The following is a 25,442-nucleotide window of genomic DNA, read 5'->3' as shown; positions in this document are numbered from 1 at the left end:
ACGCCTCCTTGCAGGCGGTTCTGTGTCGTACAGGACGTTTTTTTCACAACAGCATTCCTTGCAATGCGGCTCACAACTGGCGCGTCTCGGGTTTGGTTACGCCGCCGTAATCATTAATCACACGCCAGCTCACCATTCGCCCGGTTTCACTCGCCGGCAGCGGGAAACGCAGGCTGGCGAATGGGGCCAACATGTCTGCGTTCTGAATACGTGTCGCGCCAATCTGCAGACTATCGAACACGACATAGACTGGTGTCGGGTTTTCGACCACCAGTTGTCCTTGCGCAAGATGAAACGTGAGCTGTTTATAGGCCGTTTGCGCGCCAGATATGAGCGCCTGGGGCCGGTAAAAGAGCTTAATCCGCGTTTTGACCACCAGCTTGAGCGTATTTATTGCCTCCTGTGATGAAGGCGGAATCGCGCGAATATTCAGATAAAATAGCGATTCGCGGTCGTCAGGCAGAGCGCCTGTTTTCGCGATGCGTAATTCATGATCTTCATTAGGCTCAATACGAAACAGCGGCGGCGTAACCATAAAGGGCCCGCGCGTTTTTCCGTCACCATTATCCACCCAGGATTGCAATAAAAAGGGGCTCGTTGCACTGTTGTTTTTAATACCCAGGGCCGCCTCTTTTTTACTACCTTCATAAATCACCCGCGTACCGCCCACCACAATGCCGCCAGCGGATGCAGCATGACAAATAAACAACAACAGGATAAAAATATTCATCCTGAGAATGCATTTTCTTATTGCACGCATAGTCAACCCACGTCCAAAAGGAATAATAAGCCGTTAGCTAATGCTAACGGCTTAACAGGTGTTAACCGGGTAAGCGATTAACGATAATCAAAAGTGATATCCGTTGTACCATTGGCCGCGCCTGCACCAATCGTCGTACTGGTGGATTCATAATAAGCGATAAGGTTGAGATCCATCGTCGCATCGGTTATCTCAAACTTGCGCTGGGAGAACTGATTCATCGGAATCAGCGTTCCTTCGTCATCGGTAATAACAATCGCAACCCCCGTCGCGCCGCCATCAGCCACTTTGAGGTAATCTTTATTCACCGGATCAGCATCACCCGTCAGATAGATACTGAAATGGGGATTGTCTCCTGCCTCGACAACCGGGCAATTTTTAAGCTTAATTTTCACCGGGATCGGCGGCGTCTTTACGCCCACCGTCGCGTTAAATTGTTTTACTGAATAGACACCCATATCCACGTCGAGGATCTTATCATCGTCATCAATTTCACAGGCCTGATCGGTGATTTTTCCGGAAAAATTGATTTTGCCATCTGCTGCCAACGCTGAGGCCGCATTCATTGCAAGCGCGCCAGCGAGCGTCATCAAATAAAGATATTTTTTCATATCTTCTCCATGATTGATTATTCCAATATATATATTTAACGAATAAATACTCGTCCTAAATTAAAGCTCGCGCATATTATCCCCACTTAAATAGCCTGACAATTAGCGCAGTGAATTTTTATTTCTTTTTTCGCGTTCAATAGCAAAGCCTGACTGACCGGTGTTACAGCAAATCATTCAATGGACGTATATATTGTATTTATAGTATCTTTGAATCGAACATTTGCAGTGCAAATATATATATCTGCGAATAGATATCACCTTGTATCCTTTTGTTATTCTGGAAATTAATTCCACGCCCATGCATTATCAGTCTGGTCATTTATTCATGCTGTTTTATTACGAAGCACATAAGGCAGAGTGCGTAAATGTTCTGGATTCACTTATCTACGCACCTTCACTCCTGATACGGACACGGTTAACAAGATTGAATGGTTATTTTAAAGGCATATTGTATGAAGTTTGTTTAAACGCTCCAGAAAGCGCTAAATTTACGTTGACGACTATGGGCCTTTCCCCTACATTAGCGCCCGTCCCGACGGCGTCGGGAAGACAATATGGTGAGGTGTCCGAGTGGCTGAAGGAGCACGCCTGGAAAGTGTGTATACGGCAACGTATCGAGGGTTCGAATCCCTCCCTCACCGCCATATTCAAAGAAAGAGCCTGTACGCAAGTACGGGCTTTTTTGCATTTATATCTCGCCATACCGGGGAGAGATGAGAATCCTCGACCAGGGTTCGACAGGCGGTTTACCGCCTGGACGGCAGGGCCGCTTGCGGGCATGCCGCCCAAAGGGCCGAATCTATCCCTCCCTCACCGCCATATTCAGAGAAAGAGCCTGAGCTAACCCTCAGGCTTTTTTGCATTTATATCTCGTGGCCCCAAGAAAGAGGGCGAGTGACACGTTGCTTCCCCACTCTACTCTGCGCAAGGTGGATAAGCGCCGCCACACCTGTCGTTTAAGGTGTTATCTATCGCCGCGCGCCGGGCATCACTACCGGCTCTGCGACACGTTCCATCATGATCGGAATGCTTTTATAAGCTGGCACCCCACTTTGCGTATCGTGGCTGTCGAGCGCCACCAGCACATTTGCCTCCGGGTAATACGCGCCGACCGAGCCGGGCGCCATATCGATAACCACGACAGTCAGGTTATTCAACCGTCGCGAGGTCGGGTTGCCGTCAGGGTCGAGCGCGGTCACGTTAACCTGATCGCCCACGCGCAACGCACGTTTCTCCGCCTCATCGGGGTTGATAAACAAGACGTCGCGCCGTCCTGTTACGCCGCGGTAGCGGTCGTTCAGACCATAAAGCGTCGTATTGTACTGGTCATGACTGCGCAGTGTGGTTAACACCAGATCGTGGCATGTGAGGGAGCGCGGATCCTCATTAATTCCCTGCATCACCTTAAACTGCGCCTTCCCCGTTGGCGTATTCCAGACGCGCTCGGAAGCGGCGTTGCGTAACCGAAAACCGCCTGGCTGTTTAACCCGCTCGTTAAAATCCGCAAAAGCCGGGAATACCGCTTCAATGGCATCGCGGATAAAGCTGTAGTCGCCTGTCATCTTGTCCCAGTTGACCACCGTATTCGGCAGCGTCGCCTTCGCAAGCCCCGCCACGATAGCGGGTTCCGAGCGCAGATGCGGCGAGGCCGGTTGCAGCATGCCACGCGAGGCGTGCACCATCGACATCGAATCCTCAACGGTGATGCTCTGTTCGCCTGAGGCCTGCACATCCATTTCGGTGCGGCCCAGCACCGGCAGAATATAGTTATGCTTGCCGAGCAGCAGATGCGAGCGGTTCAGCTTGGTCGCCATATGCACCACTAAATCGAGATTACGCATCGCCGGGAAGGTGACCTGTGGGTCAGAAATCGCCTCGGCCAGATTGCCGCCGAGGCACAGCAGCGCTTTGGCTTTTCCGTCGCGCATTGCCTGAATAGCAGCGACCGCGCCATGCCCGTGCTTTTGCGGCGGCGTAAAGCCAAACACCCGCTCCAGATTATCAAGAAGCGACTGCGGCGGGATCTCCGTAATGCCTACCGTCCGGTCACCCTGCACATTGGAATGACCGCGGAGCGGGCAAATACCGGCCCCTTTTTTGCCGATATTACCGCGCAGCAATAACAGATTCGCAATCTGCTGCACGTTCTGTGTGCCGTACTGGTGCTGGGTGATGCCCATGCCATAACAGATAATGGTGCGCTCCGCGCTGGCGTAAAGACGGGCAATATTCTGGATCTCTTTGCGCTCCATACCGGAGACTTTCAGGATATGCGCCCAGTCGGTGGCCTCGATATCTGCCTTCAGCGCCTCAAATCCTTCGGTATGTTCGCGAATAAACGTCTCGTCAAGCACGCCAGGTTCGCCGTTTGCCAGCGCCTCTTCATGCATGGAAAGCAGGATTTTCATTACGCCCTTGAGCATCGCCGAATCACCGCCCACCCGCACTTTATAGTATGTCGAGGCAAGCGCGGTAGAACTCAGCGACAGCATTTCAATCGGGCTTTGGGGCGAGGTAAACCGCTCAAGGCCGCGTTCACGCAGCGGATTAATGGCAACGATGGTCGCGCCGCGTTTCGAGACTTCTCGCAGCGTGCCGAGCATACGCGGATGATTCGTACCGGGATTATGACCGATGCAGAGCACCAGATCGCAGTGGTCGAAATCGTCCAGCTCAACCGTTCCCTTCCCGACGCCGATAGACTCAGGAAGCCCGACGCTGGTCGGCTCGTGGCACATATTGGAACAATCCGGGAAGTTATTTGTGCCGTATTCGCGTGCGAAAAGCTGCCACAGGAAGGCCGCTTCGTTCGAGGCGCGACCTGAGGTGTAAAATTCGACGCAATCAGGATCGTCATAGCTGCGCAGGCGCTCGCCGATTTCCCGAAACGCGGTGTCCCATTCAATTGGCTGATAGGTATCGCTCGCCGCGTCATATTTCATAGGGTGCGTCAGCCGTCCCTCGCCTTCCAGTTCAAAGGCGTTACGCTCCCACAGTTCGCTCACCGTGTGGGCGGCGAAAAATTCGGGCGTGGTGCGCTTGCTGGTCGCCTCCCAGGAGACCGCTTTCGCGCCGTTTTCACAGAACTCGAACGACGAGGCGTGCTGTGGATCAGGCCAGGCGCAGCCCGGGCAGTCAAACCCCTGCGGCTGATTGACTTTGAACAGGGCAATCACGTCCTGCTTCACTGACATCTGGCCGCGGATGGCATCGGCAACGGCCTTCAGTGCCCCCCAGCCGCCGGCCGAACCGCCATAAGGCGCGATGCCAATAGTGCGATTTCGCTCTTTCATAATGCTCCACATTGTCTGTCTCATTGTTGTGTTTTAAGTCTGGTACAGAAAATGGAATTCGCGAAGCAGACCCGGATTTGTCCGGTCGTGCGCGCCGCCCTTCTGACGGGTGCAGGCGGCGAAAAGGGCTTTTCGTTTAACCCTTAATCGAACGAATAAGAAAGAAAAAAATCTGCTTGACCGTTTTCATGCAGATCCCTATAGTAGCGCCCCGTTGCCCCGCTAAGCGTGGTAGCAAGACAATATGGTGAGGTGTCCGAGTGGCTGAAGGAGCACGCCTGGAAAGTGTGTATACGGCAACGTATCGAGGGTTCGAATCCCTCCCTCACCGCCATATTTAAAGAAAGAGCCTGTACGCAAGTACGGGCTTTTTTGCATTTATATCTCGCCGCACCGGGGAGGGATGAGAATCCTCGACCAGGGTTCGACAGGCGGTTTACCGCCTGGACGGCAGGGCCGCTTGCGGGCATGCCGCCCGAAGGGGGAGACCCAAAGGGCCGAATCTATCCCTCCCTCACCGCCATATTTAAAGAAAGAGCCTGTACGCAAGTACGGGCTTTTTTTGCATTTATATCTCGCCGCACCAGGGAAACCACCCGCCAGGACGCCTTATTTCTCCTGAGCGAAAAGCAAAAAAGTCCGGCGTTACCGCCAGACTTTTTTCTCTACCCGTTTCGTTATTGCAGAAACTCGGCCTTATGGGCTTCAAAATCCTTCATGCACGTCTCCATAAAACCACGGGTGACCTCAGTCACTTTCTGGTAGTTATTCGCCTGCCACTGGGCCAGCGGCGCTTTTACTGCCTCTGGAGAACACGACACCGAGGCAGACGCTTCATGGCCGTTTACCAGCGCCGTTTTGGTGCGTCTGAGCGCCGCCTGATAGTGAAGCTCGTAACTATCACCGCCAGAGAGGTTTTCATAGACTAGCATCCAGGTATAAGGACGGATCTCTATGGGGTTTTTTATCTGCCCGGCGGGCAGCTTCGCCATATCTTTCTCAAGTGATTTTTTCACGGCATCAGAAAAATAGGTAAGCGTAGGGTTATTCATCGTGGCGATCGGCGTGCCGACCAACTGATCTTTCGTAAAACCTGATTCCTGGGCGCCGCCCGCAGCCAGGCTTACAATAAAATGCAGCGTCTTTAGCGCCACGACTTTGCTGGTATCGACGCGGGTAATATAGCGCAGCGACGTATCGGTTGGCTGATGCGTATCCGTTCTGAGCTGCTCGTAGCTATCAATCGACAATAATGCCCCACCATCTCCTTTGATGGTGCTGGTACTGACTACTTTTTCTGAAGGTGGTGGCGGTTGATTACTGCACCCGGCTAACGCCAGCGAACACAAGAAAAGAGGCAGTGCGTACAATGCTTTCATAAGATGTCCTTACCTGAATGTCATTAAAGTTAGCCAGTTAACGATTTGGCATTTTCGGTAAGGGTTATCGGTCAGACGATAAAAAAGATAAGGAAAAAAGCAGGCAAATATTAGGGGTTTTCACATGAAAACCGGCGTTGGTTTGTAGAATAAATCAGCAAAGCGCTACCCGGTATTGTGCAAACGCGCCCCCTTCCCTACGTCCCACAACGAAAAAAGCCCAACAGACGTTGGGCTTTTCATTGCATGTTCAATACGTTTAATCGTAAGCGTTAAGCGTGCGCTGGCAGAGCGCGGAGCGCACACAGTCGGCTTTACCAAACCGGACGATGCCAATCATCTCGTCTTCCTCAAAACGCGCCAGCGCGTCGCTTAAACCGGAGGTGACCCCCGCCGGCAAATCGCACTGGGTGATGTCGCCATTGACGATCACCGTCACGTTCTCCCCGAGGCGGGTCAAAAACATTTTCATCTGCGCGGCAGTCACGTTCTGGGCCTCGTCCAGAATCACGACGGCATTTTCAAAGGTACGTCCGCGCATATACGCGAACGGCGCAATTTCGACTTTCCCGATTTCCGGGCGCAGGCAATATTGCATGAAGGAAGCGCCAAGGCGGCGCACCAGCACGTCATAGACCGGGCGGAAATAGGGCGCGAACTTCTCTGAGATATCGCCGGGCAGGAAGCCGAGATCTTCGTCGGCCTGCAGCACCGGGCGGGTGACAATTATCCTGTCGACATCCTTATGAATCAGGGCCTCAGCCGCTTTGGCCGCGCTGATAAACGTTTTGCCGCATCCGGCTTCGCCGGTGGCAAATATCAGCTGTTTGCTCTCAATAGCCTCAAGATAATGCGCCTGAGCGTCGGTACGAGCCGCAATCGGGGCATTATCGCGGCTGTCCCGCGCCATGCCGATTGCTTCAACGCCACTCATTTGCACAAGCGTGGTGACCGATTCCTCTTCACGCTGCCGGTGGCTGCGTGAATCTCGTCTGAGAACGCGTCTGGCTTCGCGACGAGCTTTGATCACTGCTTTCTGTCTTCCCATGGATGGCACCTTGATAAGTTGGTTTACATGAGCCGCATCCTGATGATGGACGCGATTATGCGCACGAACGTCTGAGGTTTGGCTTCCTTTTAAGCCATGAATTGCCGGTCGAAAAGACGCGGTAGTACGGCTACGCGCACCGCTTACCGCATCGTCTGGAACAGTGGAAGAAGGTTGAAACGGGTTTGAGAGGGTGGAGATGGCAATGCCGGAGGAGGCTCCTCCGCGCCGGATAGTGCGGGTTGATTTCCTTTTAAGTCCAGTTCTGGACGCTACCATTCGCGATCTCCATCGTGCTACTGCTGACACAGTCGGGGAACTACCGCTAACACTTTAAGTACAACAAAAATTATCAAACTTGCAACATAAAATTTACTTAAAGATAACTTCTGAGGCTTGCCTGACGGTGAGTCTTTTATGACAGAGAAATATTACAGAAATGTATCAACAGAATAGCCGCCGCGAAAACGGCCTGCCACAGGAGCGGTAAAATTGTTAGCAAATGAAACAATAAAAAAGCCCCGCTTGCGGTGCGGGGCTTAACGTCAGGCCTTCAACAAACCGTCTGCCAGAAAGCGGGATTTATCTGCGACCCCTGGCAGCGCGAAGAAATAGCCGCCGCCGATGGGTTTCACATACTCCTCCAGCGCTTCGCCGTTAAGACGCTTTTGCACCGTTAAAAACCCTTTTTCCAGATCATGCTGGTAACAGACAAACAGCAGGCCCATATCCAGTTGTCCTGCGTTTGTTACGCCCAGCGAATAGCTGTATCCCCGGCGTACCATCAGGCTCGACTGCGTTTGCGGCGTGCGCGGGTTCGCAAGCCGGATATGACTGTCGAGCGCAATCACATTGCCGTCAGGATCGTTGTGGTAATCCGGGACGTCGTGCTCATGCTGCATGCCGAGCGGCGCGCCGGTCTGCTTGTCGCGACCGAAAATCGTCTGTTGCTCTTTAAGCGGCGTCCGGTCCCAGAACTCGACGTGGAACTGAATGATGCGCACGGCCTGATAGCTGCCGCCCACCGCCCACGCGGGTTCGCCCTGATCTGCCGTTACCCAGACGACCTCATCCATCAGCGGCGCGTTGCGCGTGTCCGGGTTCGCCGTTCCATCCTTGAAACCCAGGAGGTTAACTGGCGTCTCTTTCCCGCGGCTGCGCGCCGCGTGATCGGAGATAAACCCTTCACGCTTCCAGCGGACGCTCAGCAGATCCGGCGTATGTTTAATCACGCCGCGTAGCGCATGAATAACCGTGTCCTGGGTATTGGCGCAAATTTGCAGCAGAAGATCACCATGACAGAGCGCGGCATCCAGCGAATCGTTCGGAAAACGCACCATTTTTTGCAGCTTCTTCGGCATCTGCGGCGCCAGTCCAAAGCGCTCATCAAACAATGAACGCCCCAGCGACACGGTTATGGTCAGGTTATCCGGCGCAATAATCGGCCCCAGGATCCCGGAATCCATCGGCGGGAGACGTGGGTTCGGAGTCTGCGGCGCCGGGCCGCCCGCAGTTAAAAATGCGATGCGGTCGGTAAGCAGGCGGAATAACCGTTCGAGATCGGCTTTATCCGTCGCCAGCACGTCGAACGCGACCAGCATCATCGATGCCTGTTGCGGTGTCAGAATACCGGCCTGATGCGCGCCGTAAAACGGCTGCGTCTGCTGACGCGCATCCGGTGAGAGCGTGCCTGGCGCGCTTTTGGTTTGCGCGCCATGCGCCACCGGACAGCCGCCCGCAACGGCCATCGCGCCAGTGAGCGCGCCGAGCCCTTTTAACAGACGGCGGCGCGCCGGTTGCGGCACGCCCTGAGTATCATGTTCTTGCATTACGCTTAGTCCAGTCCGAGCACGCCGCGCAGTAAGGAGAGATCTTCAGCAAGCGACGTAATCGGCCCTTTCAGCGCGTTGCGATCGGCTTCAGTCAGTTTGTCGTAGGTCTCAAAACCGTCTTTAGTGCGATATTTCGCGAGGATAGCGTCCACTTTCTTGAAATTCGCATCCACTTTCGCCAGTAGCGGCGCATGTTCTTTTTGCAATTGCGGACGCAGCAGGTTCACAATCTTCTGCGCGCCATCGATGTTGGCCTGGAAATCCCACAGATCCGTATGGCTGTAGCGATCTTCTTCACCGCTGATTTTGCTGGCCGCCACTTCTTCAATCAGGCCAGCCGCGCCGCCCACCACTTTACCCGGCGGGAACGCCAGTTCGCTGATGCGTTTTTGCAGATCCAGCACGTCGCTGTTGAGTTTGTCTGCATAGGTTTCCATGCCCTTCACGCTGTTGTCGCCAAACAGCGCTTTTTCCAGACGGTGGAAGCCGGTGAATTTAGGATCAGCCGCTTTCTGCTCATAATCGTCTTCACGGGCGTCAATGCTGCCGTCGAGATCAGAGAACAGCTCGGCAATCGGCTCGATACGCTCGTAGTGCTGGCGCGTCGGCGCGTACAGGGATTTCGCTTTTTCGATATCCCCTGCTTTTACGGCGTCCGTAAAGGCTTTCGTGTTCTCAACCAGCGCGGCGGTTTCAGCACTCACCCAGGTTTTGTATTCCGTCACCGCACCTTCAAGCGACATCAGCTCGTTTTTGGCCGCCGCTTTTTCGCCCTCTGCCGCTTTGACAATCAGCTTGCCTTTCGGGTTGCTCAGCAGGCCGCAGGTCATCTCATATTCACCCGGCTCAAGGTTAGCGGTCATCTTCTGGCTAAAGCCCGGCGCGATATTTTCACGCTCTTCCACCACCATCACGCCTTTGAGAATTTCCCATTCCAGCGCTTTCTGGCTGTGGTTCAGGATGGTGAACTGGGTTTTCCCCGCGTTCACCGTAAGCGTCATCGGCTCGCACTGTTTATCGTTAACGGTGACTTTCACCTGCGGAATATCAGCCGCCTTTGCGGTAAACGCAGCGCTGATAAGCGCCAGCAGCGTCACGGAAAGCGCGCTACGGCGAAGTTGTTTCGTCATGACCTGTCCCTCTAAAAGTATGTTGTCACTAAGCCACGTACAGACGCAGCAAAAAATCAGGCATTCCCGGAAACCCGCGCCTCGGTGCGGGCAGGCAGTGCATAAAACGCCACTGCCGGGATCAGATAGATAAACCATGCTGCCACTTCGCTGACGGTCGGCGCTTCCTGGTAGCCAAAAATCCCTTCCAGCAGCGTGCCGGTGAGCGAGTGCGTAGAGAGCACGGCGCTGAGATCAAAGGCCACGCTCTGGAAATGATTCCACAGTCCCGCTTCATGAAACGCGCGAATGGCACCAGCGGCAAGCCCAGCCGCCACCAGCAGAATAAACAGGCTGGTCCAGCGGAAAAACGTGCCGAGATTTAGGCGAATGCCCCCCCAGTAGAGCAGGAAACCGAGCACGACGGCGGTTGCGAGGCCAAGCATTGCTCCAAGCGGCGGCCAGATGCCAACATCCTGGCCAAACGCGGCCAGCAGGAAAAAGACCGATTCCAGGCCTTCACGCGCCACGGCAAAGAAGACCATTATGACCAGCGCCCAGCCGTGTCCGCCGGGGCGTTTCAGTGCGCGATCCACCGCCTGTTCCAGCTCGCCTTTCACATTGCGCGAGACTTTACGCATCCAGAACACCATCCAGGTGAGGATCACGACCGCAATGACCGCCACGATGCCCTCAAAGAGCTCCTGCTCTTTTTGCGGGAACTCGCCGGTGGTTTCATTGATAAAAATACCAAGGCCTAAGCAGAGCGCGGCGGCGAGAAACACGCCAATCCACATCACCCCAAGCCAGTTGCCGCGCTGGGTGCGCTTGAGGTAACTGGCGATAAGGCTGACGATAAGTGCGGCTTCAAGACCTTCACGCAGCATAATCAGAAAAGGAACAAACATGTGGCGCACCTGTAAATGTGAAATCAGGTCAACTGATGCAAAGAAACGTAAACGGGAGTGAAAGTGATTATCATTACCGCCAAAAGAAAAACAAGCGAAATGTGGGGATAAGTATGACTAAGTGTAAAAGTTGCGAAGTTGAGTAGTCACTAAGGTAAATCATTGCCGTGGCGGCAGCGTCTGTCACGCGCTATTACCGCCCGCCCATTCCTCTAAAAACATTCACCACAAAAATAACCGGTCATCGTTTTTTCTTATTCCATTTGCCAGATAACGATGCGGGAAATTATGCTTAGCGCGCTGTTTACCGGCCGGTATTTGTATGGCTAACTATTTTTCTTTCAGACACCTGCGTAACTATGACAACCATACTGCATTTTATTTTCGCCGTCATGGCGATACTCGCGCTCGCCTGGCTTGCAAGCTTTGACCGTAAAAAGATCCGCCTGCGTTACATTCTCCAGCTGATTATTATCGAAGCGTTACTCGCCTGGTTCTTCCTGCACGCGCAGGCCGGGCTTGCGGTGATCCAGTCGATTGCCGGTGCGTTCTCCTCCCTGCTGCATTATGCCGCCCAGGGCACTGATTTCGTCTTCGGCGGCATGAGCCAGAAAGGTCTCGCTTTTGTCTTTCTCGGCGTGCTCTGCCCTATCATCTTTATCTCGGCGCTAATAGGCATTCTGCAACACTGGCGCATTCTGCCGATTTTTATTCGCGTCATTGGCACGCTGCTCTCAAAGGTCAACGGCATGGGCAAGCTTGAGTCGTTCAACGCGGTCAGCTCGCTTATCCTCGGTCAGTCGGAGAACTTCATCGCTTATAAAGGCGTGCTGGGGGATCTCTCCTCGCGGCGTCTCTTTACGATGGCGGCGACCGCCATGTCCACCGTGTCGCTTTCTATCGTCGGCGCGTATATGTCGATGATCGAGGCGAAATATGTTGTGGCAGCGCTGGTGCTTAACCTCTTCAGTACTTTTATTATTTTGTCGGTTATCAACCCGACGCGCCCGCAGGACGAGCCGGAAGTGAAGCTTGAAAAGCTGCATGAATCCCAGAGCTTTTTTGAAATGCTCGGCGAGTACATTCTGGCGGGCTTTAAGGTGGCGATGATCATTCTCGCGATGCTGATTGGCTTTATCGCTATCATCAGCGCCGTGAATGCCCTGTTCCTGACACTCTTCGGAATGAGCTTCCAGCAGCTCCTGGGCTATGTCTTTTACCCGCTCGCCTGGCTTATCGGCATTCCGGCGGCGGACGCCCTGACGGCGGGTGGTATTATGGCGACCAAACTTGTGGCGAATGAGTTTGTTGCGATGATCGAGCTGCAAAAAATCGCGACCACCCTCTCCCCGCGCGGCCTCGGTATTCTCTCGGTGTTTCTGGTGTCATTTGCGAACTTCGCCTCTATCGGCATCGTGGCCGGGGCCATTAAGGGCCTGAACGAATCGCAGGGTAACGCGGTATCACGCTTCGGCCTGCGTCTGGTCTACGGCGCAACGCTGGTGAGCCTGCTCTCCGCCGCGTTTGCAGGTCTCGTGCTGTAAAAGAAAAGGCGGGGTCTTCCCGCCTTTTATCAGAATTGTACGCACACGCCCTGATCGACCCGCATCACCGATTCCTGTGCAAAGCGGGATTTATAAATGCCGCGCAGCGCTTCGATCCCTTTCTCACTCGCGCTGTCGTTGCCGTGGATCAGCATCAGCGCCTTGCCTGGCTCACGCGCCACTTTCCCGTCGTTGCCAAGCCACTGGCCGCGGGTATCAAACACCGTTAGCCCGTCGCGAAAGCGCGGCGTCACGTCGTTGTCCACAAACTGCTGCCACTCCCCGGCGGTGATCACCGGGCCGGCAGGCCGGTTAAGGCCGAAATAGAGCGTGGTTTGCATCATCTGGTTTTGCGCCGCACATGTCGCGGTCCTGGCGGCATCATGCGGGGCGCAGCCTGCGAGCGTCCCCGCCAGCGCGAGAGAAAGCATCACTCTGCGAATTGCCATCATCCTGTCCTTTTTTGTTATGGGTGAACACCAGGATGAAATCGTAAATCGCGGCATCTGGCAAGCGGTGCGCCATTCATTTAGTTGATGGGAAAGAAAAAACCCGCCGGGCGGCGGGTTTTTTCTTCGCTTAACTGCGCTTAGTTGGCGCGAAGTTTCGACGGCGCAGGAGTATGGTACTCCTCATCCGCTTTTTCAAAGCGTCCTTGCATGGAGGCTGACGGCGCTTTGCCCATCAGGCTCACTACCACGATGCCGAGGCTTGCAAAGATAAAGCCGGGGATGATTTCGTAGAGGTTAAACCAGGCAAATTGCTTCCAGACGATAACGGTCACCGCACCGATTACCATGCCCGCGAGCGCGCCGTTGCGCGTCATACGCGACCACATCACTGAGAGCAACACCACCGGGCCGAACGCGGCGCCAAAGCCCGCCCACGCGTAACTTACCAGGCCCAGCACGCGGTTTTCCGGGTTCGCTGCCAGCGCAATCGCGACCAGCGCCACCACCAGCACCATCATACGTCCAACCCACACCAGCTCTTTCTGGCTCGCACCCTTACGCAGGAATGCCTTGTAGAGGTCTTCGGTAATCGCGCTGGAGCAGACCAGCAGCTGGCAGCTTAAGGTGGACATTACCGCCGCAAGAATAGCCGACAGCAAAATACCGGCAATCCACGGGTTAAACAGGATTTGCGTCAGTTCAATGAAGACACGCTCGCCGTTCTGGTTCACGGCCGCTGCCTGATCGGGATGATCTGTAAAGTAGGCGATACCGAAGAAGCCGACCGCCACCGCACCCGCCAGGCAGAGGATCATCCACGCCATAGAAATACGGCGCGCATGAACGATAGTGTGATGCGAATCCGCCGCCATGAAGCGCGCCAGGATATGCGGCTGGCCAAAATAACCCAGCCCCCAGCCCATCAGCGAGATGATCGCAACCAGGTTCAGGCCTTTGAACATATCGACGTTTTCAATGCTCTTCTGCCTGATGACTTCCAGCGAATCGCCAAGGCCACCGACCGCGAAAATGACGATAACTGGCGTCAGGATCAGCGCGAAAATCATCAGACTCGCCTGCACGGTATCGGTCCAGCTCACCGCCAGGAAACCGCCGATAAAGGTATAAAGAATGGTCGCAGCCGCCCCTGCCCAGAGCGCGGTTTCGTAGCTCATGCCAAAGGTGCTTTCGAACAGGCGCGCGCCTGCAACAATCCCGGAGGCACAATAGATAGTAAAGAACAGCAAAATAACGAGCGCCGAGATAATACGCAGCAGACGGCTCTTATCTTCAAAACGGCTGGTGAAATAATCCGGTAACGTCAGGGCGTTATTATTGTGCTCGGTGTGAACGCGCAGGCGCCCTGCCACCAGCTTCCAGTTAATCCACGCGCCAATCGTAAGCCCAATGGCAATCCAGCTTTCGGAGATACCGGAGAGAAATACCGCGCCCGGCAGGCCCATCAGCAACCAGCCAGACATATCCGACGCGCCTGCGGAAAGCGCGGTGACAACGCTCCCCAGACTGCGCCCGCCGAGAATGTAGTCATCAAAGTTTTTGGTGGAGCGCCACGCAATAAACCCAATCAGTATCATCCCCAAAATATAGATAATGAAAGTCACCAACATCGGTGTACTCGTCGTCATTTCACTTCTCCGCGTTATTACCGGGTCGCCCCGTTTTATCACCGCCGGAACGCAGCGGTGGCGTTATTGTCTTGTTATGTGGCGGCAGTATCCTGCCGGAAGCGTTTTTTATTCACAATCGATTTAACACACCATTCACATGTTTTGCATCTGTGAAACCTGACCATTTTTTGAGAGGTTGCACTCGCTCACGCTTTTCCTGGTTGCACCTGTTAAAAATGTTAACCAGGCCCGAATTCTGAGCTTATAACTGCCTTTTACCGGCTGCGTCATAGCAATTTCATATTTAACATTTCATTCATTTTTAAGCTTGCTGGCGAGGTCACATTTAACAAGGTTGCACAAAGTTGCAACATGATAGATATTGCCGATCATCACCGTTTTTTACCGACGCGACACACAGGAGTAAGGGCATGGGCACCACCACGATGGGGGTCAAGCTGGACGATGCCACCCGCGAGCGCATTAAAGCCGCCGCGACGAAAATCGACCGCACACCGCACTGGCTGATTAAGCAAGCCATCTTTAATTATCTTGAACAGCTGGAAAACAGCGACGGCCTGCCGGAGCTGCCTGCGCTGCTCGCGGGCGCGGCCAATGAAAGCGACGACGCCGTCGCGCCGCCTGAGGAAAATCACCAGCCATTCTTAGAATTCGCCGAGCAAATTCAGCCGCAGTCGGTCAGCCGCGCGGCCATTACTGCCGCCTGGCGTCGTGCAGAAACCGACGCGGTGCCAATGCTGCTGGAACAGGCGCGCCTGCCGCAGCCGGTTGCCGAAAAAACCCATCAGCTCGCCTGGAGCCTCGCTGAAAAGCTGCGCAACCAGAAAACCGCCTCCGGGCGCGCCGGTATGGTGCAGAGCCTGCTGCAGGAGTTTTCGCTCTCTTCTCAGGAAGGCGTGGCGTTGATGTGTCTTGCCGAGGCGCTGCTGCGTATTCCGGATAAAGCGACACGCGATGCCCTTATTCGCGACAAAATCAGCAACGGCAACTGGCATTCACACATTGGCCGCAGCCCGTCGCTGTTCGTAAACGCGGCCACCTGGGGCCTGCTGTTTACTGGCCGCCTGGTCTCCACCCATAACGAAGCCAGTCTGTCGCGCTCGCTGAACCGCATTATCGGGAAGAGTGGCGAGCCGCTTATCCGCAAAGGCGTGGATATGGCAATGCGCCTGATGGGTGAGCAGTTCGTGACCGGCGAAACCATCGCCGAGGCGCTGGCAAATGCCCGTAAGCTTGAAGAAAAAGGCTTTCGCTACTCTTACGATATGCTCGGCGAAGCGGCGCTGACCGCCGCCGACGCGCAGGCTTATATGGTGTCCTACCAACAGGCGATTCACGCCATCGGCAAAGCCTCCAATGGTCGCGGTATTTATGAAGGGCCGGGTATCTCCATCAAGCTCTCGGCGCTGCACCCGCGCTACAGCCGCGCGCAGTATGACCGCGTGATGGAAGAGCTGTACCCGCGTCTGAAATCCCTGACGCTGCTGGCGCGCCAGTATGACATCGGCATTAATATCGATGCCGAAGAAGCCGACCGCCTGGAAATCTCCCTCGATCTCCTGGAAAAACTCTGCTTTGAACCAGAGCTTGCAGGCTGGAACGGCATTGGGTTTGTGATTCAGGCCTACCAGAAACGCTGCCCGTTTGTTATCGATTACCTCATCGATCTGGCCTCCCGCAGCCGCCGTCGCCTGATGATCCGTCTGGTGAAAGGCGCTTACTGGGACAGCGAAATCAAGCGTGCCCAGATGGAAGGGCTGGAAGGCTATCCGGTTTACACCCGCAAGGTTTACACCGATATTTCCTACCTCGCCTGCGCAAAGAAACTGCTGGCGGTACCGAACCTCATCTACCCGCAGTTCGCCACCCACAACGCCCATACGCTGGCGGCGATTTACAGCCTGGCAGGCCAGAACTACTATCCCGGTCAGTATGAGTTCCAGTGCCTGCACGGCATGGGCGAGCCGCTCTATGAGCAGGTCGTTGGCAAAATCAGTGAGGGCAAACTCAACCGCCCGTGCCGCATCTATGCGCCGGTCGGCACCCATGAAACGCTGCTGGCATACCTGGTGCGCCGTCTGCTCGAAAACGGCGCGAACACGTCCTTTGTTAACCGCATCGCCGATAACACGCTGTCGCTTGACGATCTGGTTGCGGACCCGGTTCTCGCCGTTGAAAAACTGGCAGCGCAGGAAGGCCGCGTCGGCCTGCCGCATCCGAAAATCCCGCTGCCGCAGGATCTCTACGGACAGGGGCGCGTTAACTCCGCCGGTCTGGACCTGGCGAACGAACACCGCCTGGCGTCTCTCTCATCGTCACTGCTCAACAGCGCCCTGCAAAAATGGCGCGCTTTGCCCATGCTTGAAGACGCAGTGGACGAAGGTGAACTGGCCCCGGTCGTTAATCCGGCCGAGCCGCGCGATATTGTCGGTTACGCCCGTGAGGCGAACGAAGCCGAAGTGGCCCTGGCACTTGAAAACGCCGTCAACAACGCCCCTATCTGGTTCGCCACGCCGCCGCAGGAGCGTGCCGCTATTCTTGAGCGCGCCGCTGTGCTGATGGAAGACCAGACCCAGACGCTTATTGGCATTCTGGTGCGCGAAGCGGGTAAAACCTTTGCCAATGCTATCGCCGAGGTCCGTGAAGCCGTCGATTTCCTGCGCTATTACGCAGGCCAGGTGCGGGATGATTTCGATAACGAAACCCACCGCCCGCTTGGTCCGGTGGTCTGTATCAGTCCGTGGAACTTCCCGCTCGCTATCTTTACAGGCCAGATAGCTGCGGCACTTGCCGCTGGTAACAGCGTGCTGGCGAAGCCGGCAGAGCAAACCCCGCTTATCGCCGCCCAGGGCATTCAGATCCTGCTGGAGGCGGGCGTACCGGCAGGGGTGGTGCAACTGCTGCCGGGGCGCGGCGAAACCGTGGGTGCGCAGCTCACAGGCGACCCGCGCGTGCGCGGCGTGATGTTTACCGGTTCAACCGAAGTGGCGACGCTGCTTCAGCGTAACATCGCAGACCGCCTCGATCCGCAGGGTCGTCCCACGCCGCTTATTGCGGAAACCGGCGGGCTGAACGCCATGATTGTCGACTCCTCCGCGCTGACCGAACAGGTGGTGGTGGATGTCGTCGCCTCGGCCTTCGACAGCGCCGGCCAGCGCTGCTCGGCGCTGCGCGTGCTCTGCCTGCAGGACGAGATTGCCGATCACACGCTGACCATGCTGAAAGGCGCGATGGCCGAGTGCCGGATGGGCAACCCTGGCCGTCTGACTACCGACATCGGGCCGGTGATTGATGCCGATGCCAAAGCCGGTATCGAACGCCATATTCAGACCATGCGCGCCAAAGGCCGTAAAGTCTTCCAGGCGGTGCGCGACAACAGCATCGACGCGCGTGAATGGCAAACCGGCACCTTTGTCACGCCGACGCTAATTGAGCTGGAAAGCTTTGATGAGATGAAAAAAGAGGTCTTCGGCCCGGTACTGCATGTGGTGCGCTACAGCCGCAATAACCTGGCGGGGCTGATTGAGCAGATCAACAAAGCGGGCTACGGCCTGACGCTTGGCGTGCATACGCGCATTGATGAAACTATCGCGCAGGTGACCGGCAACGCGCACGTCGGCAACCTGTATGTGAACCGTAATATGGTCGGCGCCGTGGTCGGTGTGCAGCCATTTGGTGGCGAGGGGCTGTCTGGCACCGGGCCGAAAGCGGGCGGGCCGCTCTATCTTTACCGCCTGCTGGCGAGCCGTCCTGAGGCGGCGGTGCAGACGACGCTTGAGCGTCATGACACACATTACGCCCAGGACGCGCAGGTGAAGGCGCTGATTACGCGCCCGCATCAGGCGCTGACCGAATGGGCTGCGGGCCGTCCGGAGCTTAAAGCGCTGTGCGAACACTTCCTTACGCTTTCCCAAAGCGGCGTGCAACGCACCCTGCCGGGACCGACTGGCGAGCGCAACACCTATACCCTGCTGCCGCGCGAGCGCGTACTCTGCCTTGCCGATAACGAGCAGGATCTGCTGGTGCAGCTTGCCGCCGTCACCAGTGCGGGCAGCCGTGTACTGTGGGCCGACGAGCCGTTGCAGCGCACGCTGGCCAAACAGCTTCCGGCCGCGGTCAACGCGATTATCGACTTCGCGAAACCGGACGTGCTGTACCGCCAGAGCTTCGACGCCGTTATCTATCACGGTGATTCGGACCAGCTGCGCGCGCTGTGCGAAAAAGTGGCCGCACGCGACGGCGCGATTGTCTCGGTGCAGGGCTTCGGGCGCGGGGAAACTAACCTGCTGCTTGAGCGCCTGTGGCTTGAGCGTTCGCTTAGCGTTAACACCGCTGCCGCCGGCGGCAACGCCAGTCTGATGACTATCGGCTGACCTGGCTGACAGTCAGTAAAACGAAAGGCGCCCACGGGCGCCTTTTTCTTTGAAACCAAAAGCAGGCACTACCGCACCCGAATACCTTCAATGATCATCCGCTGGACATTCCCGACGGTGCGGTTAAAAAACGCCTCGTCGGCGAGCGTGGCGCCGGTGACGGCTTCCACCTGGGTGGCGAAGTCAGCGTAGTGCTGCGTGGTAGCCCAGATCATAAAAATGAGATGGTGTGGGTCAACCGGCGCCAGCTTGCCACTCGCAACCCAGCCGGTGATGATGGCGGATTTCGTCTCCACCAGCGCTTTCAGGTCACCCTGAAGTTCCGCCATTAAAAGCGGCGCGCCCTGAAGCATCTCCAGACAGAACAGCCGTGAAGCCTCCGGGTAATCGCGCGACACCTCAAGCTTGAGCCGGATGTATTCACTTATCGCCGCGAGCGGCTGTAAATCGGCGCGAAACGCCCGCAACGGCGCCAGCCAGATATCCAGTATGTGCTTTAGCACCGCCACATACAGCGCCTCTTTGGAGGGGAAATAGTAGAGCAGATTCGTTTTGGACACACCGCAGCGCTCGGCAACCTGTTCAAGGCTGGTGCCGTGAATGCCAAACTGCGAAAACAGTGTCAGGCCGGCGTCCAGGATCGCCTGTTTTTTCGCCGCCACCGCTTTCGAGCGCTTGCCCGTCTCTTTCTGCGCGCCTTGTGCCATGCGCTCTCTCCTTGTGTTTTGCTCAAGCATAGCAAAAGCGCGGCGGCGGCTCGACATTAGCCCCTACTCTCTGCACTTTGATTGCGCAACGCTGCCTGTTTTCTGTGCAACGTTTTTGACCGTTTAGTCTGGTTTTTAACGACCAAAATTTATACATAAAGACAACACAATGATAACAAAGACATTTTCAAAACTGGCATTCGCTTTGCAATTCACTCTCTGAGCGCGGCACGGGACGTGCAGGATGCAACGCCACGCGACGGTTCCTTTACCCGCAAAAGAGAGGTTCGTGATGAAAATTGGTGTCTTCGTTCCCATCGGAAATAACGGCTGGCTGATTTCCACCCATGCCCCGCAGTACATGCCGACCTTTGAGCTGAATAAGGCCATCGTGCAGAAGGCGGAGCAGCAGCAGTTCGATTTTGCGCTCTCCATGATCAAACTGCGCGGCTTCGGCGGTAAGACTGAATTCTGGGATCACAACCTGGAATCCTTCACGTTAATGGCGGGCCTCGCGGCCGTGACGTCACGCATCCAGATTTACGCGACCGCCGCCACGCTCACCCTGCCGCCCGCCATCGTGGCGCGCATGGCGTCAACTATCGACTCTATCTCCGGCGGGCGCTTTGGCGTCAATCTCGTGACCGGCTGGCAGAAACCGGAATATGAGCAGATGGGGCTGTGGCCAGGGGATGACTATTTTGCGCGCCGCTATGACTACCTCACCGAGTATGTTCAGGTACTGCGTGACCTGTGGGACACCGGCCAGAGTGATTTCAAAGGCGACTACTTCACAATGAATGACTGTCGCGTCAGCCCGCAACCCCAACAGCCGATGAAGGTGATTTGCGCGGGTCAAAGCGATGCGGGCATGGCGTTTTCCGCGAAATATGCAGATTACAACTTCTGCTTTGGCAAAGGGGTGAACACGCCTGCCGCTTTCGCCCCTACCGCCGCGCGCATGAAGGCTGCCGCCGAGGAAGCCGGGCGCGATGTTGGCTCTTACGTGTTGTTTATGGTGATCGCGGATGAAACCGACGAGGCGGCGCGCGCTAAATGGGAGCATTACAAAGCCGGGGCCGATGAAGAGGCGTTGTCATGGCTTACCGAGCAAAGCCAGAAGGACACCCGCTCCGGCACGGACACCAACGTGCGGCAGATGGCGGACCCGACCTCGGCGGTCAATATCAATATGGGCACGCTGGTCGGCTCTTATGCGACCGTCGCCCGCATGCTCGATGAAGTCGCTGCTGTGCCCGGCACCGAAGGCGTGCTGCTGACGTTTGACGATTTCCTGACCGGCATCGACGCCTTTGGCGAGCATATCCAGCCGCTGATGCGCTGTCGCGATCATCTGCGCGTGACGCAAGAGGTGGCCTGATGAAAACGGTAACTCTGACGGCGCGCCCCGAGACGCTCACCTTCCCGCCTGAGCAGAGCGCGCTTATCGTCGTGGATATGCAAAACGCCTATGCAAGCCAGGGCGGCTATCTGGATCTGGCGGGATTTGACGTTTCGGCCACCAGGCCTGTCATTGAAAACATCAAAATCGCCGTTGCGGCCGCGCGCGAAGCGGGTATGACCATCGTCTGGTTTCAGAATGGCTGGGACAGCGATTATCTGGAGGCAGGCGGGCCCGGCTCGCCGAACTGGCATAAATCTAACGCGCTGAAAACCATGCGCCGCCGCCCGGAGCTGCACGGCAAGCTGCTGGCGAAAGGCGGCTGGGATTACCAACTGGTGGATGAGCTCACGCCGCAGCCTGGCGACATTGTGCTGCCGAAACCGCGCTACAGCGGCTTTTTCAACACGCCGCTCGACAGCATGCTGCGCGCACGCAATATCCGCCATCTGGTCTTTACCGGCATCGCCACCAATGTCTGCGTGGAGTCGACGCTGCGCGACGGTTTTTTCCTTGAGTATTTCGGCATCGTGCTGGAAGACGCCACCCATCAGGCCGGGCCGCCGTTCGCCCAGCAAGCGGCACTCTTTAATATCGAAACCTTTTTCGGCTGGGTGAGCAACGTACAACGCTTCTGCGACGCGCTCTCACCCGCTGCCCTGGCCCGCATCGCGTAAGGAGGCTTTATGCCAAAACAGGTCATTATCCCACCCGGCACCAGTACGCCTATCGCCCCGTTCGTGCCCGGCACGCTGGCGGACGGCGTGGTCTATGTCTCCGGCACGCTGCCTTTTGATAACGCTAACAATGTGGTGTACCCCGGCGACCCAAAAGCACAAACCCGCCATGTGCTGGAGACCATACGGCACGTTATCGAAACGGCGGGCGGGACGATGGAGGACGTGACGTTCAACTCGATTTTTATTACCGACTGGAAAAACTACGCCGCGATTAATGAAATCTACGCCGAGTTTTTCCCGGGTGATAAACCAGCACGTTTCTGTATTCAGTGCGGGCTGGTAAAACCCGAGGCGCTGGTGGAAATCGCAACCGTGGCCCATATCGGCCCTGCGGGAGGCGCATGATGAAACTGCGCGTTGGCGAGGCGCCCTTCCCCGGCGCGCCGGTAGTGGTAATGATTTCGGGCCTGGGCGGGCTTGGCGGCTACTGGCTGTCGCAACACAGCGCGCTGGCCCGCGCTTATCAGACGGTGGTGTACGACCAGCGCGGCACCGGTGAGAACGCGGATACGCTCCCTGAAGGGTATTCGCTTACCGATATGGCGCAGGAGCTGCACCAGGCGCTGCTTGTCCATGGCGTTCGTCGCTATGCAGTGGTCGGCCATGCGCTTGGCGGGCTGGTCGGTCTTGAACTGGCGCTGGCGTTCCCCGAGGCGGTGAGCGCGCTGGTTATCGTCAACGGCTGGTTGACGCCGAGTGCCTGGACACGTCGCTGTTTTGACACCCGCGAGCACCTGCTGCTGGACAGCGGGCCGGCGGCCTGGGTCGCGGCACAACCGCTTTTTCTCTACCCGCCGCAATGGGCCCAGGAGAACCAGCCACGGCTTGAGGCCGAAGAAGCATTACACAACGCCCATTTTCAGGGCACCGAAAACCTGCTGCGCCGTCTGTGGGCGCTGAAAAGCGCGGATTATCGCGACGCCGCCGCGCGCATCACTACGCCTGTGCAGCTCATCTGCGCCCGCGATGATCTGCTGGTGCCATATACATGTTCACAGGCACTGCATGACGCGCTGCCCGTAAGCCGTCTCGACATCATGGCCACAGGCGGCCACGCCTGTAACGTCACCGCGCCCGCGGTGTTTAATTCGTTGCTGTTAGCCGGGCTTGCGACGCTCACCCCGCAGCCCCACAAGGAGACCGTATGAGCGAAGCTCTGAGCGCCAGCGCGCTCGCCACGTTATTTACTGATGCCCGTACCCACAGCGCCTGGCGTGATACGCCCGTCAGCGATGCGCAACTGCGCGACCTGTTTGATCTGGTCAAGCTTGGGCCAACCTCCGCCAACTGCTCACCGGGGCGGCTGCTGTTTGTCAAAACGCCCGAGGCGAAAGCGCGCCTTAAACCCGCTCTTTCCAGCGGGAATGTCGAGAAAACGATGCGTGCGCCGGTGACTGCTATCGTCGCCTGGGATAGCGCGTTTTACGAGGCACTCCCACAGCTCTTTCCCTACGCCGATGCCCGCGCCTGGTTTACCTCAAGCCCGGCGGTCGCTGAGGAAACCGCCTTTCGCAACAGTTCGCTTCAGGCGGGCTATCTCATCATGGCTTGCCGGGCGCTCGGACTCGACACCGGCCCGATGTCCGGCTTTGACCGGGACGCCGTCGACGCCGCGTTTTTCAGCGGCACCACCTGGAAGAGCAATCTGCTTATCAATATTGGTTATGGCGATGCGGACAAGCTGCACCCGCGCCTGCCGCGTCTTCGCTTTGACGACGCGTGCGCCGTGATTTAAGGAGGGGTTATGAGTGAACAACAGGCTTTTCGCGATGCCATGTCCCGGCTCGGGGCCGCCGTCAATATCGTCACCACAGACGGTCCGGCAGGTATAGCGGGATTTACCGCCTCGGCGGTGTGTAGTGTGACCGACAGCCCGCCAACGCTGCTGGTGTGCCTGAACCGCAATGCCTCCGTCTGGCCGATATTCCAGGCCAACGGCACGCTTTGCGTTAACACGCTCGCCGCCGGGCATGAAGCACTCTCCGGGCTCTTCGGCGGCAAAACGCCGATGGCGGAGCGCTTCGCCGCGGCCCGCTGGCGATACGGCGTCACCGGTTGTCCGCAACTGGAAGGCGCGGTGGTCTCATTCGACTGCCAGGTGGAACAGGTGGTGCCGGTCTCCACCCATGATGTGCTGCTGTGCCGCGTGCTGGAGATTGCACGCACCGACGATACGCACGGTCTGGTGTGGTTTGACCGCTGCTATCACGCCCTGGCACGCCCCGTCTGCGGGCTCGCCTCTTAGCTCCACAGGAGATAAACATGGCCAATTCCTGGTTTCCTCACTGGCGTAAACCTGCCGGCCCCGCCGGCGGCGTAGTGGCTCCCGACGAAACGCTCTCTCCCGGCCAGACGCTGGTAATGGGCGTGCAGCACGCGGTGGCGATGTTTGGCGCCACGGTTCTGATGCCGCTACTGATGGGGCTTGATCCGAATTTATCGATTCTGATGTCTGGTATCGGTACGCTGCTGTTTTTTGTGATAACCGGCGGACGGGTGCCAAGCTATCTCGGCTCAAGCGCCGCCTTTGTCGGTGTGGTTATTGCCGCAACGGGGTTCAGCGGTCAGGGGCTTAACCCGAACATGAGCGTGGCGCTCGGCGGCATCATCGCCTGCGGGCTGCTCTACACGCTTATCGGCGTGGTGGTGATGAAATCGGGGACCCGCTGGATAGAGCGGCTCATGCCACCTGTGGTCACCGGCGCGGTGGTGATGGCGATTGGGCTTAATCTCGCGCCGATTGCGGTAAAAGGTGTCTCGGCGAGCGGGTTTGATGGCTGGATGGCGGTGATGACCGTGCTCTGTATTGGCCTGGTCGCGGTATTTACACGCGGCATGATCCAGCGGCTGCTTATTCTGATGGGGCTGATTGCCGCCTGGGCACTTTATGCGCTCTTCACTAACGTGCTGGGATTGGGTAAGCCGGTGGATTTCACACTGGTGGCTCAGGCCGCCTGGTTTGGTCTGCCGCATTTTGCCGCGCCGACGTTTAACGTCCAGGCAATTATGTTAATCGCGCCGGTGGCGGTAATTCTTGTGGCGGAAAACCTCGGCCATCTGAAAGCCGTTGCCGGGATGACCGGGCACAATATGGACCCGTACATGGGGCGCGCGTTCGTCGGTGATGGGCTGGCAACGATGCTTTCCGGCGCGGTGGGCGGCAGCGGCGTAACGACATATGCGGAAAATATCGGCGTGATGGCGGTAACCAAAGTCTATTCGACGCTGGTATTTGTAGCGGCCGCCGCGATCGCGCTCCTGCTGGGCTTCTCGCCCAAATTCGGCGCGCTTATTCATACCATCCCGGCCCCGGTCATCGGCGGCGCATCAATTGTAGTGTTCGGCTTGATTGCAGTGGCGGGTGCGCGGATCTGGGTGCAAAACCATGTGGATCTGAGCCAGAACGGCAATCTGATTATGGTGGCGGTGACCCTGGTGCTGGGTGCGGGCGATTTTGCGCTGACGCTGGGCGGCTTTACGCTTGGGGGCATTGGCACGGCGACCTTTGGGGCTATCGCATTAAACGCGCTGCTAAGCCGCAAGCCAAAGAGCACGCCCGAGCCGATTCTCGCCCCGCAGGACCCACCTTCACAGGCATAAAAAAACCGCCGGGATACCCGGCGGCAGGGGGT

20 protein-coding genes, 2 tRNA genes and 1 other RNA gene are annotated in these 25,442 nt (G+C 56.8%); 12 read left to right on the top strand and 11 right to left on the bottom strand.

Going from position 1 to position 25,442, the window contains the following annotated elements; all coding sequences use genetic code 11:
* Nucleotides 1-70 precede the first annotated feature (70 nt).
* Entirely contained in the window at nt 71-760 is a 690-nt protein-coding gene (locus AFK62_RS07430; protein WP_032984035.1) for a fimbrial biogenesis chaperone, read from the bottom strand.
* 77 nt (nt 761-837) lie between these two features.
* Entirely contained in the window at nt 838-1,371 is a 534-nt protein-coding gene (locus AFK62_RS07425; RefSeq protein WP_053531818.1) for a fimbrial protein, read from the bottom strand.
* A gap of 559 nt (nt 1,372-1,930) precedes the next feature.
* On the opposite strand from AFK62_RS07425, the gene AFK62_RS07420 reads away from it, so the two are divergent.
* A tRNA-Ser gene (locus AFK62_RS07420) sits at nt 1,931-2,018 on the top strand.
* A gap of 324 nt (nt 2,019-2,342) precedes the next feature.
* Here AFK62_RS07420 and AFK62_RS07415 read toward each other — a convergent pair.
* A complete protein-coding gene (locus tag AFK62_RS07415; protein ID WP_032984698.1) occupies nt 2,343-4,667 on the bottom strand; it encodes an FdhF/YdeP family oxidoreductase in 2,325 nt (774 codons plus the stop codon).
* 246 nt (nt 4,668-4,913) lie between these two features.
* On the opposite strand from AFK62_RS07415, the gene AFK62_RS07410 reads away from it, so the two are divergent.
* Together AFK62_RS07410 and AFK62_RS20980 are read left to right on the top strand one after the other, a co-directional pair.
* Nucleotides 4,914-5,001, top strand: a tRNA-Ser gene (locus tag AFK62_RS07410).
* Nucleotides 5,002-5,049: 48 nt separating this feature from the next.
* A non-coding RNA gene (locus tag AFK62_RS20980) (RtT sRNA) lies at nt 5,050-5,190 on the top strand.
* 154 nt (nt 5,191-5,344) lie between these two features.
* Here the strand turns inward: AFK62_RS20980 and AFK62_RS07405 are convergent.
* The 5 genes from AFK62_RS07405 to efeU all read right to left on the bottom strand — a co-directional run bounded on the left by AFK62_RS07405 (nt 5,345) and on the right by efeU (nt 10,943).
* Nucleotides 5,345-6,046 (bottom strand): hypothetical protein, encoded by a 702-nt coding sequence (locus AFK62_RS07405; RefSeq protein WP_071884297.1) that lies wholly within the window; start codon nt 6,044-6,046, stop codon nt 5,345-5,347.
* Nucleotides 6,047-6,305: 259 nt separating this feature from the next.
* Nucleotides 6,306-7,094 carry a phosphate starvation-inducible protein PhoH gene (gene phoH, locus AFK62_RS07400; protein WP_007674517.1) on the bottom strand — a complete coding sequence of 263 codons (789 nt, stop codon included), beginning with the start codon at nt 7,092-7,094 and terminating at the stop codon, nt 6,306-6,308.
* 545 nt (nt 7,095-7,639) lie between these two features.
* Nucleotides 7,640-8,923 (bottom strand): iron uptake transporter deferrochelatase/peroxidase subunit, encoded by a 1,284-nt coding sequence (gene efeB, locus AFK62_RS07395; RefSeq protein WP_007674515.1) that lies wholly within the window; start codon nt 8,921-8,923, stop codon nt 7,640-7,642.
* Between the two features lie 5 nt (nt 8,924-8,928).
* On the bottom strand, nt 8,929-10,056 hold the full coding sequence (gene efeO / locus AFK62_RS07390) for an iron uptake system protein EfeO (RefSeq protein WP_007674514.1): 1,128 nt from the start codon (nt 10,054-10,056) through the stop codon (nt 8,929-8,931).
* A gap of 56 nt (nt 10,057-10,112) precedes the next feature.
* The gene (gene efeU / locus AFK62_RS07385) at nt 10,113-10,943 is read right to left on the bottom strand and encodes an iron uptake transporter permease EfeU (protein WP_053531817.1); all 831 of its coding nucleotides are present in this window, start codon (nt 10,941-10,943) and stop codon (nt 10,113-10,115) included.
* 359 nt (nt 10,944-11,302) lie between these two features.
* Between efeU and AFK62_RS07380 the strand changes: the two genes are divergently transcribed.
* The gene (locus AFK62_RS07380) at nt 11,303-12,487 is read left to right on the top strand and encodes a NupC/NupG family nucleoside CNT transporter (protein ID WP_053531816.1); all 1,185 of its coding nucleotides are present in this window, start codon (nt 11,303-11,305) and stop codon (nt 12,485-12,487) included.
* 29 nt (nt 12,488-12,516) lie between these two features.
* Here AFK62_RS07380 and AFK62_RS07375 read toward each other — a convergent pair whose 3' ends face one another.
* The gene (locus AFK62_RS07375) at nt 12,517-12,939 is read right to left on the bottom strand and encodes a DUF3574 domain-containing protein (protein WP_007674504.1); all 423 of its coding nucleotides are present in this window, start codon (nt 12,937-12,939) and stop codon (nt 12,517-12,519) included.
* A 137-nt stretch (nt 12,940-13,076) separates the two neighbouring features.
* Nucleotides 13,077-14,585, bottom strand: a complete 1,509-nt coding sequence (gene putP, locus AFK62_RS07370) for a sodium/proline symporter PutP (protein ID WP_032984483.1) — start codon at nt 14,583-14,585, stop codon at nt 13,077-13,079.
* Nucleotides 14,586-14,998: 413 nt separating this feature from the next.
* On the opposite strand from putP, the gene putA reads away from it, so the two are divergent.
* Nucleotides 14,999-18,961, top strand: a complete 3,963-nt coding sequence (gene putA, locus AFK62_RS07365; protein ID WP_053531815.1) for a trifunctional transcriptional regulator/proline dehydrogenase/L-glutamate gamma-semialdehyde dehydrogenase — start codon at nt 14,999-15,001, stop codon at nt 18,959-18,961.
* 68 nt (nt 18,962-19,029) lie between these two features.
* On the opposite strand, the gene rutR is transcribed toward putA, so the two are convergent.
* Nucleotides 19,030-19,668, bottom strand: coding sequence for an HTH-type transcriptional regulator RutR (rutR, locus tag AFK62_RS07360; RefSeq protein ID WP_007674495.1), 639 nt, complete (start codon nt 19,666-19,668; stop codon nt 19,030-19,032).
* 292 nt (nt 19,669-19,960) lie between these two features.
* On the opposite strand from rutR, the gene rutA reads away from it, so the two are divergent.
* Genes rutA through rutG form a run of 7 tightly spaced genes read left to right on the top strand, consistent with a single transcriptional unit; the run spans nt 19,961 to nt 25,410 of the window.
* The gene (gene rutA, locus AFK62_RS07355) at nt 19,961-21,049 is read left to right on the top strand and encodes a pyrimidine utilization protein A (RefSeq protein WP_032984482.1); all 1,089 of its coding nucleotides are present in this window, start codon (nt 19,961-19,963) and stop codon (nt 21,047-21,049) included.
* Nucleotides 21,049-21,747, top strand: coding sequence for a pyrimidine utilization protein B (gene rutB / locus AFK62_RS07350; RefSeq protein ID WP_007674490.1), 699 nt, complete (start codon nt 21,049-21,051; stop codon nt 21,745-21,747). The genes rutA and rutB overlap by 1 nt, the downstream gene beginning before the upstream one ends.
* 9 nt (nt 21,748-21,756) lie before the next feature.
* Complete coding sequence (gene rutC, locus AFK62_RS07345; RefSeq protein WP_053531814.1) at nt 21,757-22,155, top strand: pyrimidine utilization protein C; 399 nt, start codon at nt 21,757-21,759, stop codon at nt 22,153-22,155.
* Nucleotides 22,155-22,958 (top strand): pyrimidine utilization protein D, encoded by an 804-nt coding sequence (gene rutD / locus AFK62_RS07340; RefSeq protein ID WP_053531813.1) that lies wholly within the window; start codon nt 22,155-22,157, stop codon nt 22,956-22,958. The genes rutC and rutD overlap by 1 nt, the downstream gene beginning before the upstream one ends.
* Complete coding sequence (locus tag AFK62_RS07335) at nt 22,955-23,545, top strand: malonic semialdehyde reductase (protein ID WP_007664809.1); 591 nt, start codon at nt 22,955-22,957, stop codon at nt 23,543-23,545. The genes rutD and AFK62_RS07335 overlap by 4 nt, the downstream gene beginning before the upstream one ends.
* A gap of 9 nt (nt 23,546-23,554) precedes the next feature.
* Nucleotides 23,555-24,055 (top strand): NADH-dependent FMN reductase RutF, encoded by a 501-nt coding sequence (rutF, locus tag AFK62_RS07330; protein WP_007664806.1) that lies wholly within the window; start codon nt 23,555-23,557, stop codon nt 24,053-24,055.
* Nucleotides 24,056-24,072: 17 nt separating this feature from the next.
* Nucleotides 24,073-25,410, top strand: a complete 1,338-nt coding sequence (rutG, locus tag AFK62_RS07325) for a pyrimidine utilization transport protein G (protein WP_007664805.1) — start codon at nt 24,073-24,075, stop codon at nt 25,408-25,410.
* Nucleotides 25,411-25,442 lie beyond the last annotated feature (32 nt).

This window comes from Cronobacter condimenti 1330, from assembly GCF_001277255.1.
Classification (GTDB): Bacteria; Pseudomonadota; Gammaproteobacteria; order Enterobacterales; family Enterobacteriaceae; genus Cronobacter; species Cronobacter condimenti.
Note: the sequence above shows the minus strand (reverse complement) of the source record. Positions and strands in the feature narration are given on the sequence as shown.

What these genes read in the sequence shown, in the direction of transcription:
- AFK62_RS07430 (WP_032984035.1), bottom strand. Translation starts at nt 760, where the DNA reads ATGCGTGCAATAAGAAAATGCATTCTCAGGATGAATATTTTTATCCTG.
- AFK62_RS07425 (WP_053531818.1), bottom strand. Translation starts at nt 1,371, where the DNA reads ATGAAAAAATATCTTTATTTGATGACGCTCGCTGGCGCGCTTGCAATG.
- AFK62_RS07415 (WP_032984698.1), bottom strand. Translation starts at nt 4,667, where the DNA reads ATGAAAGAGCGAAATCGCACTATTGGCATCGCGCCTTATGGCGGTTCG.
- AFK62_RS07405 (WP_071884297.1), bottom strand. Translation starts at nt 6,046, where the DNA reads ATGAAAGCATTGTACGCACTGCCTCTTTTCTTGTGTTCGCTGGCGTTA.
- phoH (WP_007674517.1), bottom strand. Translation starts at nt 7,094, where the DNA reads ATGGGAAGACAGAAAGCAGTGATCAAAGCTCGTCGCGAAGCCAGACGC.
- efeB (WP_007674515.1), bottom strand. Translation starts at nt 8,923, where the DNA reads ATGCAAGAACATGATACTCAGGGCGTGCCGCAACCGGCGCGCCGCCGT.
- efeO (WP_007674514.1), bottom strand. Translation starts at nt 10,056, where the DNA reads ATGACGAAACAACTTCGCCGTAGCGCGCTTTCCGTGACGCTGCTGGCG.
- efeU (WP_053531817.1), bottom strand. Translation starts at nt 10,943, where the DNA reads ATGTTTGTTCCTTTTCTGATTATGCTGCGTGAAGGTCTTGAAGCCGCA.
- AFK62_RS07380 (WP_053531816.1), top strand. Translation starts at nt 11,303, where the DNA reads ATGACAACCATACTGCATTTTATTTTCGCCGTCATGGCGATACTCGCG.
- AFK62_RS07375 (WP_007674504.1), bottom strand. Translation starts at nt 12,939, where the DNA reads ATGATGGCAATTCGCAGAGTGATGCTTTCTCTCGCGCTGGCGGGGACG.
- putP (WP_032984483.1), bottom strand. Translation starts at nt 14,585, where the DNA reads ATGACGACGAGTACACCGATGTTGGTGACTTTCATTATCTATATTTTG.
- putA (WP_053531815.1), top strand. Translation starts at nt 14,999, where the DNA reads ATGGGCACCACCACGATGGGGGTCAAGCTGGACGATGCCACCCGCGAG.
- rutR (WP_007674495.1), bottom strand. Translation starts at nt 19,668, where the DNA reads ATGGCACAAGGCGCGCAGAAAGAGACGGGCAAGCGCTCGAAAGCGGTG.
- rutA (WP_032984482.1), top strand. Translation starts at nt 19,961, where the DNA reads ATGAAAATTGGTGTCTTCGTTCCCATCGGAAATAACGGCTGGCTGATT.
- rutB (WP_007674490.1), top strand. Translation starts at nt 21,049, where the DNA reads ATGAAAACGGTAACTCTGACGGCGCGCCCCGAGACGCTCACCTTCCCG.
- rutC (WP_053531814.1), top strand. Translation starts at nt 21,757, where the DNA reads ATGCCAAAACAGGTCATTATCCCACCCGGCACCAGTACGCCTATCGCC.
- rutD (WP_053531813.1), top strand. Translation starts at nt 22,155, where the DNA reads ATGAAACTGCGCGTTGGCGAGGCGCCCTTCCCCGGCGCGCCGGTAGTG.
- AFK62_RS07335 (WP_007664809.1), top strand. Translation starts at nt 22,955, where the DNA reads ATGAGCGAAGCTCTGAGCGCCAGCGCGCTCGCCACGTTATTTACTGAT.
- rutF (WP_007664806.1), top strand. Translation starts at nt 23,555, where the DNA reads ATGAGTGAACAACAGGCTTTTCGCGATGCCATGTCCCGGCTCGGGGCC.
- rutG (WP_007664805.1), top strand. Translation starts at nt 24,073, where the DNA reads ATGGCCAATTCCTGGTTTCCTCACTGGCGTAAACCTGCCGGCCCCGCC.